This window comes from Streptomyces sp. SID5469, assembly GCF_009862865.1.
Taxonomy (GTDB): Bacteria; Actinomycetota; Actinomycetes; order Streptomycetales; family Streptomycetaceae; genus Streptomyces; species Streptomyces avermitilis.
This window is the reverse complement of record NZ_WWIN01000001.1, coordinates 4390609-4403417: the sequence shown is the minus strand read 5'-3', so window position 1 is coordinate 4403417 and position 12809 is coordinate 4390609. Positions and strand designations below refer to the sequence as shown.

The 12809-nt window shown below is 70.9% G+C and carries 7 protein-coding genes; 4 read left to right on the top strand and 3 right to left on the bottom strand.

All coding sequences use genetic code 11. From position 1 onward, the window contains the following. Positions 1–286 precede the first annotated feature (286 nt). A complete protein-coding gene (locus GTY58_RS18565) occupies positions 287–1186 on the top strand; it encodes a cellulose-binding protein (RefSeq protein WP_010984986.1) in 900 nt (299 codons plus the stop codon). Between the two features lie 75 nt (positions 1187–1261). Here GTY58_RS18565 and GTY58_RS18560 read toward each other — a convergent pair whose 3' ends face one another. The 3 genes from GTY58_RS18560 to GTY58_RS18550 all read right to left on the bottom strand — a co-directional run bounded on the left by GTY58_RS18560 (position 1262) and on the right by GTY58_RS18550 (position 5233). Next, a complete protein-coding gene (locus GTY58_RS18560) occupies positions 1262–2908 on the bottom strand; it encodes a cation acetate symporter (RefSeq protein ID WP_010984985.1) in 1647 nt (548 codons plus the stop codon). Beyond that, complete coding sequence (locus GTY58_RS18555) at positions 2905–3384, bottom strand: DUF485 domain-containing protein (protein WP_010984984.1); 480 nt, start codon at positions 3382–3384, stop codon at positions 2905–2907. The genes GTY58_RS18560 and GTY58_RS18555 overlap by 4 nt, the downstream gene beginning before the upstream one ends. Before the next feature lie 325 nt (positions 3385–3709). Next, positions 3710–5233, bottom strand: a complete 1524-nt coding sequence (locus GTY58_RS18550) for an MFS transporter (RefSeq protein WP_107083273.1) — start codon at positions 5231–5233, stop codon at positions 3710–3712. A gap of 423 nt (positions 5234–5656) precedes the next feature. Between GTY58_RS18550 and GTY58_RS18545 the strand changes: the two genes are divergently transcribed. The 3 genes from GTY58_RS18545 (at position 5657) to mfd (ending at position 12797) form a co-directional block, all read left to right on the top strand. After that, positions 5657–6445, top strand: a complete 789-nt coding sequence (locus GTY58_RS18545) for an ABC transporter ATP-binding protein (RefSeq protein WP_010984982.1) — start codon at positions 5657–5659, stop codon at positions 6443–6445. Next, positions 6442–9009, top strand: a complete 2568-nt coding sequence (locus GTY58_RS18540; protein WP_010984981.1) for an FtsX-like permease family protein — start codon at positions 6442–6444, stop codon at positions 9007–9009. Before GTY58_RS18545 ends, GTY58_RS18540 begins: the two co-directional genes overlap by 4 nt. 257 nt (positions 9010–9266) lie before the next feature. After that, complete coding sequence (mfd, locus tag GTY58_RS18535; protein WP_010984980.1) at positions 9267–12797, top strand: transcription-repair coupling factor; 3531 nt, start codon at positions 9267–9269, stop codon at positions 12795–12797. The last annotated feature ends 12 nt before the right edge of the window (positions 12798–12809 follow it).

Below are 12809 nucleotides of genomic sequence, written 5' to 3'. Positions count from 1 at the left end.
CTGAGGGAATCCAAGGGTCGGGCCCGGTCGAATGACCGGGCCCGACCCTTTTGCGTGCGCACGCTGAACCGTTCCGACCGTGACGGGCAGGCGGAGTGTCGCGTTATGAACACTTACGCCCGATCCATCAAGATGTGCGCGAAATCTTCATTTCGTGTACGGCATTCTGTGTAGACGTTCTGTGTACGGCGTTCTGTGTACGGCAATCCGTTTTATGACGTTCCGTTGAGAACGTTCCGTGTATGGCGTTCCGTGTATGGCGGAGAGGGGTTCCACGATGAGCACGATGGGCAGCGCACCGGTGTCGCCGCACGGCTTCGTGCCCGTACGGCGTGGCTACCGTCCCGAGCAGGTCGACGCGTATGCCGCGGCCCTCTCGCGGGATCGCGACGCCGCCTGGGAGCGGGCCGCGCGGCTGACCGTGCTGGCGAGGGAGATGGAGGGGGAGGCGCTGCGGCTGCGCGAGACGGTGGCGGGGCTGGCTCCGCAGGGGTACGAGTCGCTCGGCGAGCGGGCGCGGCGGATCTTCGAGCTGGGGCAGGAGGAGGCCGAGGCCGTACGGGAGTCCGCGCGGCGGGAGGCCCGGGACGTCGTCGAGGAGGCGGAGGCCGAGGGGCGGCGGGTGCGGGAGGCCGCGCAGGCGTATGCCGACGAGGTGTGCGAGGAGGCGGAGGAGCGGATCCGTACGCGGCTGCTCGCGGCCCGGGCCGAGGCGGACGACCTGCGGATCTCGGCGCGGCGCGAGGTGAAGGAGGGGCGCGGCGAGGCGCTGGCGGCGCTGCGGGAGGTGCGGCAGCGCACGGAGGCGCTGCTCGCCGAGCAGGAGAAGGAGCACGCGGAGCGCGGGCAGCGGGCGGAGCGGGAGGCGGCCGAGCGGGCGGCGGCGCTCGACGCGCACCACGCGGAGCGGGTGGTGCGCGCCGAGGCCGCGCTGGCCGAGGCCGAACGGGCCCTGGTGGAGGCGGCGGAGTCGGCCCGGCAGGCGCAGCAGGACGCGGAGGAGCGGGCCCGGGTGCTGCTCGCCGAGGCCCGCGTCCATGCGGACCGCGTCGCCCGTGAGACGGAGCGGGTGCTGCGGGATCACGGCGAGCAGTGGGACTGCGTACGGGCCCATATGGACCACGTACGCAGCAGCCTCACCGCACTGACGGGGCGGGCCCCGGCGGAGTGGGCCGAGGGCCTTTGACGCTCAGCCGCCCGAGGCCCTTGCGCTCACCCGCCGAGGGCCCGTGATGCCCGTCCGCCGAAGGTTCTTGGGCGCTCATCCGCTCCTGCGCACCGCCCCCGCCAGGATCCATCCCTCGACGGCTTCGTACTGCCTGCGCTGTGCCTCCGCCTTTTGCCGGCCCGAGAGCAGCGTGCCGAGCCAGCCGAGGAGGAAGCCGAGGGGGATGGTGGCCAGGCCCGTCGTCGTGAACGGGAACCAGTTGAAGTCGGCGTCGGGGAAGGCGGCGGCGGGTGAACCGGTGACCAGGTTGGTGCCCGGCAGCAGCAGGACCACGGACAGGGTGCCGCCGATCAGGGTGCAGAGCAGGCCGGTTCGGGTGTAGCGGCGCCAGAAGAGGCCGTAGACCAGGGCCGGCGCGATGGCGGACGCGCCGATGCAGAACGACAGGGTGACCAGCGGCTGCAGACTGCGGTGGTGGACGAGGGTGGCCAGCAGGATCGTCGGTACGCCCACCGCCAGCGCCGACAGGCGGGCCAGGGTCATCTCGCGGCGCGGCGACATCTCCTGCACCCGCGCGGCGAACACGTCGTGGGCGAGGGAGTTGGCGCAGGCGAGGATCATCCCGGCGACCGAGGCGAGCAGGGTGAGGAAGAGCGCGGTGGTCACGGTGGTGAACAGGAGTGTCTCCGCCGACGACACGTCCGGGCCGAACGCCGCCCGCGAGCCCAGCAGGTAGGCCGTGTTGCCCTGTGGGTCGGCGGCGGCGATGGCTTCGCGGCCGACCAGCGCCGTCGCGCCGAAGCCGACGACGGTGATGACGAGCACGAACAGCGCCACCGCGGGCACCGCCCAGGACATCGACCGCCGCACCTGACGTGCGCTGTTGGCGGTGTACATGCGCATGGTGACGTGCGGGAGGCAGCCGCCGCCCAGGACGACCGTCAGCTCCGTAGTGATCATGTCGAGGCGCGGGTTGGGCCCGCCGGCGAACTCGAGCCCGGAGCGCAGGAACGCCGGTCCCGCGCCGCTGTGTGCCGCCGCGGCCGAGAACAGGGCGCCCGGGTCCCAGTCGAAGCGGTGCAGGATGAGCACGGCGACGACGGCGCCGGAACCGAGCAGCATGACGATCTTCATGATCTGGATGAGGGCGGTGCCTTTCATACCGCCGATCGCCGCGTAGCTGATCATCAGCGCGCCGAGGCCGATGATGCAGCCGGTCTTCAGGGTGTCGTTGGAGAAGCCGAGGATGAACGACAGCAGGTCGCCCGTTCCGGCCAGTTGGACGAGCATCAGCGGCAGCAGCGCGGCGATGGTGACGACGCACGCGGTGACGCGTACCGCCCGTCCGGGCATGCGCCGGGCGAGAGCGTCCCCCATGGTGAACTGGCCCGCGTTGCGCAGGGGTTCGGCCAGCAGGAACATCAGCAGCATGAGGGACAGGGCCGTGCTGAGGGCGAGTACGACACCGTCGTAGCCGGTGAGGGCGATGACTCCGCCGGTGCCGAGGACGGTCGCGGCGGAGATGTAGTCGCCCGCGATGGCGAGGCCGTTGCGCATCGGGGACAGGGAGCCGTAGCCCGTGTAGAACTCTTCGAGGTCGTCGCGGTCGGGCCCGGTCATCACGCACAGCAGGAGCGTGATGGTGGCGACGGTCGTGAACGCCACGAGCGACATCGCCTGCGCGGAACTGCTGAATCCGGTGAAGGCGGGTGCGGCGTGTTGTGTGCTGCTCGTGCTCATCGTGCGGCCTCCCGCTGGGCGTCCAGGTCGGCCTGCTTGCGGATGCGGTCGGCGATCGGGTCGACGGTGTGCTGTGCCGTGTACTCGTACAGGGCGATCGCCAGACCGGTGACGGGTACTTGGAGCAGTCCGAGCAGCAGTCCCAGGGACAGGCCGCCGGAGACGGTGCGGGTCATGAAGGACGGGGCGAACGCGGACAGGAGCAGGAAGAGCATGAAGTAGCCGAGCGCGGTGAGCGTGGCCACGCGGCGCTGCCAGCGGTAGGCGCCGCGCAGGAGCCGCAGGTCGCTGTGGTGGCCGAGGGCCGCTCGGCGCGGCTGCCGCTGCCGGGCGGGTTCGGACGGTTGCGGCTGCCAGGGGTAAGTGGCGTAGGAGGGGGACGAGTTGGCCGGAGGATCGAGGTGGGCGTGGTGCGGTGGGGTGGAGTAGGTGTGGTGCGGTGGAACGGGATACGACGGGGACGGGTCGTAGGACATCCCGGTTCTCCTTGCGTGGCTCGGGTCCGGTGCGGGACCGCAGGGAGCGGGGGGCGGTGGCGACGCACGCTACTCGGAGGTGTCGGGGCGTGCGGGCTTTTCACCAAACTGAGTGGTCGGTATGCGCTTACTTCGCTGACGTCGGGTGTTACCCGCGTTTACCCCTGAGCTGTGCGCTCGCTGTGCGGCCGAGCCGTGCACCCGCTGTGCGGCCGAGCCGGCACCCGCTGTGCGGCTGAGCCGTGCACCCGCTGTGCGGCCCGGCGGCCGGGCCGTCCCCTGGCGTGGCCGAGTGTGCGTCCAGGCCTGATCCGCCGGACGGGCCTCAGCGGGCCGTATCGTCTTCGGCCGGCTGGGTCTTCAGCACCGGAAAGCGCCGCGGTGCCAGCACCAGCAGCACCAGGAACGCCAGCGCCGCCGCACCCGCCGCCCCCAGATACACCGCGTGGACCGCGTCCGCGATCGCCCGGCGCGTCGACTCCGGGGCGGTGCCGGCGTCCAGGGCCCGGGTCACCGAGTCGAGGTCGCTCGCGCCGCCCAGCCGCGCGGCCAGCACCCCGTTGGCGATCGCGCCGAAGACCGACGCGCCGATGGTCTGGCCGGTCTGGCGGCAGAACAGTACGGACGCGGTGGTCGTGCCGCGTTCCGCCCAGCCGACGGTCGACTGGACGCCGACGATCAGCGGGAGCTGGAAGAGGCCCAGCGCGGCGCCGAGCAGCAGCATCAGGAGGGCCGGCTGCCAGGCGGCGCCCGGGTACGGAAGGAAGGGGAACGCCAGCAGGATCAGGGCAGCCGCGCCGATGCCCAGCAGCGCCGTGTTGCGGAAGCCGATCCGCCGGTAGACGTGCTGGCTCAGCGCGGCCGACACCGGCCAGCTCAGCGTCCATACGGAGAGCACGAATCCGGCGGCCACCGGGGCCAGGCCGAGGACCGACTGGGCGTACGTGGGCAGGAACACGCTCGGTGCCACCATCAGCAGCCCCAGCGCGCCGAGGGCGAGATTGACCGCGGCGATCGTCCGGCGACGCCACACCCACCCGGGGATGATCGGCTCGGCCGCCCGGCGCTCGACCAGGACCACGAGCGCCGCCAGCGCGAGTCCCGTACCGGACAGGGCGATCGAGGGCGTCGACAGCCACGGCCACGCCACCCCGCCCTGCACCAGGGCCGTGATCAGGACGCCGCCGCAGGCGAACACCGCCAGCGCGCCCGCCCAGTCGACGCGCGGGCGGGTACCGGACGGTTTCCGCTCCGGTTCGTGCAGGTAGCGGACGATCAGCCACAGGGCGACCGCGCCGATCGGCAGGTTGACCAGGAAGATCCAGCGCCAGTCCGCGTACGCCGCCAGCACCCCGCCGATGCCCGGTCCGGCGACCGCCGCCACCGCCCACACCGTGGACAGCCTGGCCTGGATCCTCGGGCGCTCCTTCAGCGGGTACAGGTCCGCGGCGAGCGTCTGCACCGTGCCCTGCAACGCGCCGCCACCCAGGCCCTGCACGATCCGGAAGGCGATCAGCGCGGCCATGTTCCAGGCGGTGGCGCAGAGCAGGGAGCCGGCGAGGAACAGGGCGGCGCCCACGACGAGCACCGGCTTGCGGCCGAAGGTGTCGGAGAGTTTGCCGTAGACGGGGAGCGTGACCGTCACGGCGAGCAGATAGCCGGAGAACAGCCAGGAGAAGACCGAGAAGCCGCCGAGGTCACCGACGATCTGCGGTACGGCGGTCGAGACGATCGTCGAGTCGAGCGCGGCCAGCGCCATGGAGAGCATGAGGGCGGCGACGACGGGCCCGCGCCTGTCGGTACCGGGGGGTCGAGCCGTCTCGCGCAGTGCGGGTCTGGTGTCGTCCACCGAATTCCTTTCCCCCTGCATCCATCCGCCGCCCACACCCTCTCACTTGACCCTCACGCCACGGGAGGGTGGAGCTTGGATGGGCCGGAGGGTGGAGTCGACCCCGAGAACCGGTCCACCTCACGGTGGACTGCCCCTAGGGGGACCTCCTTACTAGGTCCCGGGGAGGGTTCGTTCCGCCGGAGGAGGAGAAGGACCGGCCCGGTCCTTAGCCTGGCTTTATGCGGTCGGGGCGTACGGGGGTCGTACGGACCGCAGCTCCGGGGGTGGGGTTTACCCCCGGAAAAGACTGCGCTGCGCACCAGCGCGCCACACCACCTCCCGGCGCCAGACTCAACGGCGTAGCGCAGCACACCGCAGGTCGTCCGCTGACCGGCCCGCGCGCACTTCTTCGCATCTGCTGACCGACATAGGAGAGTTGCCGTGACATCGGCTGTGACCATTCCCAGGCACGGGGGCACTGGAGGGCGTACGGCCGTTGCCGCGCGAGCTCGGCAGGTCGTCAAGGCGTACGGGTCCGGAGAGACCCGTGTCGTCGCTCTCGACCACGTCGACGTGGACATCGCTCGCGGCCAGTTCACCGCGATCATGGGCCCCTCGGGGTCCGGCAAGTCCACCCTGATGCACTGCCTCGCCGGGCTCGACACCGTCACCAGCGGTCAGATCTTCCTCGACGAGACCGAGATCACCGGCCTCAAGGACAAGAAGCTCACGCGGCTGCGCCGGGACCGGATCGGCTTCATCTTCCAGGCGTTCAACCTGCTGCCGACGCTGAACGCGCTGGAGAACATCACGCTGCCCATGGACATAGCGGGCCGTAAGCCGGACAAGGGCTGGCTGAGCCAGGTCGTCGAGACCGTCGGGCTCGGCGAGCGCCTCAGGCACCGGCCCACCCAGCTGTCCGGCGGCCAGCAGCAGCGCGTCGCCGTGGCGCGGGCCCTCGCGGCCCGCCCCGAGATCATCTTCGGCGACGAGCCCACCGGAAACCTCGACTCCCGTGCGGGAGCGGAGGTACTGGGCTTCCTGCGCCGCTCCGTGGCCGAGCTGGGCCAGACCATCGTGATGGTCACCCACGACCCGGTGGCCGCCTCGTACGCGGACCGGGTGCTGTACCTGGCCGACGGCCGCATCGTCGACGAGATGTACGAGCCCACCGCCGACGCCGTTCTCGACCGCATGAAGGACTTCGACGCGCGGGGGCGTACGTCATGACCGTGCTGAAGACCTCGATGCGCAACTTCTTCGCGCACAAGGGGCGGATGGCCCTGTCGGCCGTCGCGGTGCTGCTGTCGGTGGCCTTCGTCTGCGGCACGCTGGTGTTCACCGACACCATGAACACCACGTTCGACAAGCTGTTCGCGGCCACCTCCTCCGACGTGACCGTCACACCGAAGGCGGCCAAGAGCGACGAGGACCCGCAGAGCGGCAGGCCCGAGTCGATGCCCGCCTCGGCCCTGACCCGGGCCGGGAAGGCCGAGGGCGTCAAGTCCGCCGAGGGCGCCGTCAGTTCGATGAACGTGACCGTCGTCAACAGCGACAACAAGAACATGGGGTCCACCACCGGCGCCCCGACGATCGCGGGCAACTGGACGAAGAACGACCTGCGTTCGATGCAGATCACCTCAGGTCACGCCCCGCGCGGTCCGACCGAGGTCATGGTCGACGCCGACACCGCCGACAAGCACCACCTGAAGCTCGGCGACGAACTGCGCACCATCGCGGTGACGGGCGACTTCCGCGCGAAGATCGCCGGCATCGCCACCTTCAAGGTGACCAACCCCGGTGCCGCCGTCGTCTACTTCGACACCGCCACCTCGCAGCGTGAACTGCTCGGCGCCACCGGCCGGTTCACCCACATCAACGTCACGGCCGCGGCCGGCGTCGGCGACGAGCAGCTCAAGCGGAACGTCGCCGACGCACTCGGCGCCGGCGCGTACACGGTGCGGACGCAGAAGGAGACCGCCGACGAGAACCGCAAGGGCATCAACGGGTTCATGGGCGTCATCAAGTACGCCATGCTCGGCTTCGCCGGCATCGCGTTCCTGGTCGGCATCTTCCTGATCATCAACACCTTCTCGATGCTGGTGGCCCAGCGCACCCGCGAGATCGGCCTGATGCGGGCGATCGGTTCCTCCCGCGGGCAGGTCAACCGGTCCGTCCTCGTCGAGGCGCTGCTGCTCGGCGTCGTCGGCTCCCTCCTCGGGGTCGCCGCGGGCGTCGGCATCGCGGTCGGCCTGATGAAGGTCATGTCGTCGATGGGCATGGACCTGTCGACCCGGGATCTGACGGTGAAGGCGACGACCCCGGTGGCCGGCCTGCTGCTCGGCATCGTCGTCACCGTCCTCTCCGCCTACCTCCCCGCCCGACGCGCGGGCAAGGTCTCCCCGATGGCCGCGCTGCGCGACGCCGGCACCCCGGCGGACGGCAAGGCGGGTCTCGTACGCGGCCTGATCGGTCTGGTCCTCACGGGCGCCGGCACCTTCGCGCTCTACGCGGCGGCCACCGCCGACAAGGCGAGCGACGGTTCGCTGGTGCTCGGCCTGGGCGTCGTCCTGACCCTGATCGGCTTCGTGATCATCGGCCCGCTGCTCGCGGGCGTCGTGGTCCGTGTCATCAGCGCGGTGCTGCTGCGCGCCTTCGGCTCCGTGGGACGCATGGCCGAGCGCAACGCCCTGCGCAACCCGCGGCGTACGGGGGCCACCGGTGCGGCCCTGATGATCGGCCTCGCGCTGGTCGCCTGCCTCTCCGTGGTCGGCTCCTCGATGGTCGCCTCGGCGACCGACGAACTCGACAGGACCGTCGGCGCGGACTTCATCGTCCAGGGCAACCAGCGGATCGTCGCCCAGGCCGAGAAGGCCATGCAGGCCACCCCGGGTCTGGCGCACGTCACCCGCTACAAGGATCTGAAAGCCGAGCTGACCACGCCGGACGGCAAGGTCGACGGCTCCGGGATCACCGCGGCCGACCCCTCCTACGCCGAGGACCTGCACCGCAAGACGACCGCGGGCGAGCTGACGGCGGCGTACGGCAAGGACGCGATGTCGGTGGGTTCGGACTACGCCAAGAAGCACGGGGTGAAGGTCGGCGACACCGTCTCGGTCGCCTTCACCGGTGGCAGCACGGCCAGGCTGAAGGTCGCGGCGATCACGGACGACGACGTCGCGATCGACCAGGGCGCGCGCTACATGTCCATCGAGACCATGAAGAAGTACGTGCCGGCCGGCAAGATCCCGCCGAACCAGATCATGTTCGGCGAGGCGAAGAAGGGCCAGGAGAAGCAGGCGTACGCGGCGCTGAAGAAGGCCATGGAGCCCTACCCGCAGTACCAGGTCCGCGACCAGACCGACTACAAGCAGGAACTGAAGGATCAGGTCGGCCAGCTCCTGAACATGGTCTACGGCCTGCTGGCCCTCGCGATCATCGTGGCGGTCCTCGGCGTGATCAACACCCTCGCCCTGTCGGTGGTGGAGCGGACACGTGAGATCGGTCTGATGCGGGCCATCGGCCTCTCCCGGCGCCAGCTGCGCCGCATGATCCGCCTGGAGTCGGTGGTGATCGCGCTGTTCGGCGCGCTGCTCGGCCTCGGCCTGGGCATGGGCTGGGGCACCACCGCCCAGAAGCTCCTGGCGCTGGAGGGCCTGAACGTCCTGGAGATCCCCTGGCCGACGATCATCGGGGTGTTCATCGGCTCGGCCTTCGTGGGCCTGTTCGCCGCACTGATCCCGGCGTTCCGGGCAGGCCGGATGAACGTCCTGAACGCGATCGCCACCGAGTAGCCTCCGGCGGTTGTGGCCGTGGCCCTGGCCGCGGTCGCGGTCGCGGACGGGGACGGGGGAACGGGGGACGGGCCCGGTTCCGGAGGCACATCGCCTGCGGAACCGGGCCCGCCGCCGTCCCTCACCCGTCACAAGGTGAGCGGACGTTGTCCACAGCCCCGCGCATGCCGGCGCGGGGCGTCGTACGCTGGAGAACCCCCGGCCCGTGAGACGTGTCGGGCCCTTCGCGTTGCCCTCTCCTCGGGATGGAACCCTTCATGAGCCTGCACGGTCTGCTCGACGCCGTCGCCAAGGACGCCGCACTCGCCGAAGCGGTGCAGGCCGCCACCGACGGCAACCGCATGCACGTCGACCTGGTCGGACCTCCGGCCGCGCGCCCCTTCACCGTCGCCGCGCTCGCCCGGGACACCGGCCGTACGGTCCTCGCGGTGACGGCGACCGGACGGGAGGCCGAGGACCTGGCGGCGGCCCTGCGCTCCCTGCTCCCGCCGGACCGCGTCGTGGAGTACCCGTCGTGGGAGACGCTTCCGCACGAGCGGCTGAGCCCGCGCAGCGACACCGTCGGACGCCGTCTCGCCGTGCTGCGCCGCCTCGCCCACCCGCGCGCCGACGACCCCGAGACCGGCCCGGTCTCGGTCGTCGTGGCGCCGATCCGCTCCGTGCTCCAGCCGCAGGTCAAGGGCCTGGGCGACCTGGAGCCGGTGGCGCTGCGCACAGGGCAGACGGCCGACCTCGGCACGATCGTGGAGGCGCTGTCCGCGGCCGCGTACGCGCGGGTCGAGCTGGTCGAGAAGCGCGGCGAGTTCGCCGTACGAGGCGGCATCCTCGACGTGTTCCCGCCCACCGAGGAGCACCCGCTGCGCGTGGAGTTCTGGGGCGACGACGTCGAGGAGATCCGTTACTTCAAGGTCGCCGACCAGCGGTCCCTCGAAGTCGCCGAGCACGGCCTGTGGGCGCCGCCCTGCCGCGAGCTGCTGCTCACGGACGACGTACGGGAGCGGGCCGCCGCCCTGGCCGAGGCCCACCCGGAGCTGGGCGAGCTGCTCGGCAAGATCGCCGAGGGCATCGCCGTGGAGGGCATGGAGTCCCTGGCGCCCGTCCTCGTCGACGACATGGAACTGCTCATCGACGTCCTGCCGAAGGGCTCGATGGCCGTCGTGTGCGACCCGGAGCGGGTGCGGACGCGGGCGGCCGACCTGGTGGCCACCAGTCAGGAGTTCCTCCAGGCGTCCTGGGCCGCGACCGCGGGCGGCGGCGAGGCCCCCATCGACGTCGACGCGGCCTCCCTGTGGGCCATCGCGGACGTCCGGGACCGGGCCCGCGAGCTGGAGATGATGTGGTGGTCGGTGTCGCCGTTCGCCGCGGACGACGAACTCGACGCGGACACCCTGAAGCTCGGCATGCACGCCCCCGAGAGCTACCGCGGCGACACCGCGAAGGCGCTGGCCGACACCAAGGGCTGGCTCGCGGACGGCTGGCGCACGGTGTACGTCACCGAGGGCCACGGCCCGGCGGCCCGTACGGTCGAGGTGCTGGGCGGCGAGGGCATCGCGGCCCGCCTGGACCCGGACCTGGCCGAGATCAGCCCCTCCCTCGTGCACGTCGCCTGCGGCTCCATCGACTACGGCTTCGTGGATCCGCGGCTCGGACTCGCTGTCCTCACCGAGACGGACCTCTCCGGCCAGCGCTCGGTGTCCAAGGACGGCGCGCGCATGCCGGCCCGGCGCCGCAAGACCATCGACCCGCTGACCCTCGAAGCGGGCGACTACATCGTCCACGAGCAGCACGGCGTCGGCCGCTACATCGAGATGGTGCAGCGGACCGTGCAGGGCGCGACCCGCGAGTATCTGGTGGTGGAGTACGCGCCGGCCAAGCGCGGCCAGCCCGGCGACCGCCTCTACATCCCGACCGACCAGCTGGAGCAGATCACCAAGTACGTCGGCGGCGAGGCCCCCACCCTGCACCGCCTGGGCGGCGCGGACTGGACGAAGACCAAGGCGCGCGCCAAGAAGGCGGTCAAGGAGATCGCGGCGGACCTGATCAAGCTGTACAGCGCGCGCATGGCGGCTCCCGGGCACGCGTTCGGTTCGGACACGCCGTGGCAGCGCGAGCTGGAGGACGCGTTCCCGTACGCGGAGACCCCCGACCAGCTGACGACGATCGCCGAGGTCAAGGAGGACATGGAGAAGACGGTCCCGATGGACCGCCTGATCTGCGGCGACGTGGGTTACGGCAAGACGGAGATCGCGGTCCGGGCGGCCTTCAAGGCGGTGCAGGACGGCAAGCAGGTCGCGGTCCTCGTCCCGACGACGCTGCTGGTGCAGCAGCACTTCGGGACGTTCGGCGACCGCTACTCGCAGTTCCCGGTGAACGTCCGCGCGCTGTCCCGCTTCCAGACGGACACGGAGGCCAAGGCCACCCTGGAGGGCCTGCGCGAGGGCTCGGTGGACGTCGTCATCGGTACCCACCGCCTGTTCTCGTCGGAGACGAAGTTCAAGGACCTGGGCCTGGTCATCGTCGACGAGGAGCAGCGCTTCGGCGTCGAGCACAAGGAGCAGCTGAAGAAGCTGCGCGCGAACGTCGACGTCCTCACGATGTCGGCCACCCCCATCCCCCGTACGTTGGAGATGGCGGTCACGGGCATCCGCGAGATGTCCACGATCACCACCCCGCCGGAGGAGCGGCACCCGGTGCTGACCTTCGTGGGCCCGTACGAGGAGCGGCAGATCGGCGCGGCCATCCGCCGCGAACTGCTGCGCGAGGGCCAGGTCTTCTACATCCACAACCGGGTGGAGTCGATCGACCGGGCCGCGGCGAGGCTGCGCGAGATCGTCCCCGAGGCCCGTATCGCCACGGCCCACGGCCAGATGTCGGAACAGACGCTGGAGCAGGTGGTCGTCGACTTCTGGGAGAAGAAGTACGACGTGCTCGTGTCCACGACGATCGTGGAATCGGGCATCGACATCTCGAACGCGAACACGCTGATCGTGGAGCGCGGCGACAACTTCGGCCTGTCACAGCTGCACCAGCTGCGAGGCCGGGTGGGCCGAGGCCGTGAGCGGGGCTACGCGTACTTCCTCTACCCGCCGGAGAAGCCGCTGACGGAGACGGCCCACGAACGCCTGGCCACCATCGCCCAGCACACGGAGATGGGCGCGGGCATGTACGTGGCGATGAAGGACCTGGAGATCCGCGGCGCGGGCAATCTGCTCGGCGGCGAGCAGTCGGGCCACATCGCGGGCGTCGGCTTCGACCTGTACGTACGCATGGTCGGCGAGGCGGTCGCGGACTACCGCGCGTCGCTGGAGGGCGGCGTGGAGGAGGAGCCGCCGCTCGAGGTCAAGATCGAACTGCCGGTCGACGCACACGTCCCGCACGACTACGCGCCGGGCGAGCGGCTGCGGCTCCAGGCCTACCGGGCGATCGCCTCCGTGAACACGGAGGAGGACATCAAGTCCGTACGGGAGGAACTCGTCGACCGCTACGGCAAGTTGCCCGAGCCGGTGGAGAACCTGCTCCTGGTCGCGGGCCTGCGCATGCACGCGCGCGCGTGCGGGGTCGGCGAGATCGTGCTCCAGGGCAACAACATCCGCTTCGCGCCGGTGGAGCTGCGGGAGTCGCAGGAACTGAGGCTGAAGCGGCTGTACCCCGGCACGGTCATCAAGCCGGCCGCGCACCAGGTGCTGGTGCCGCGCCCCAAGACGGCGAAGGTGGGCGGGAAGCCGCTGGTCGGGCGGGAACTGCTGGGCTGGACCGGGGAGTTCTTGACTACGATCCTTGGCTCGTAGGGGGCGGTGTGC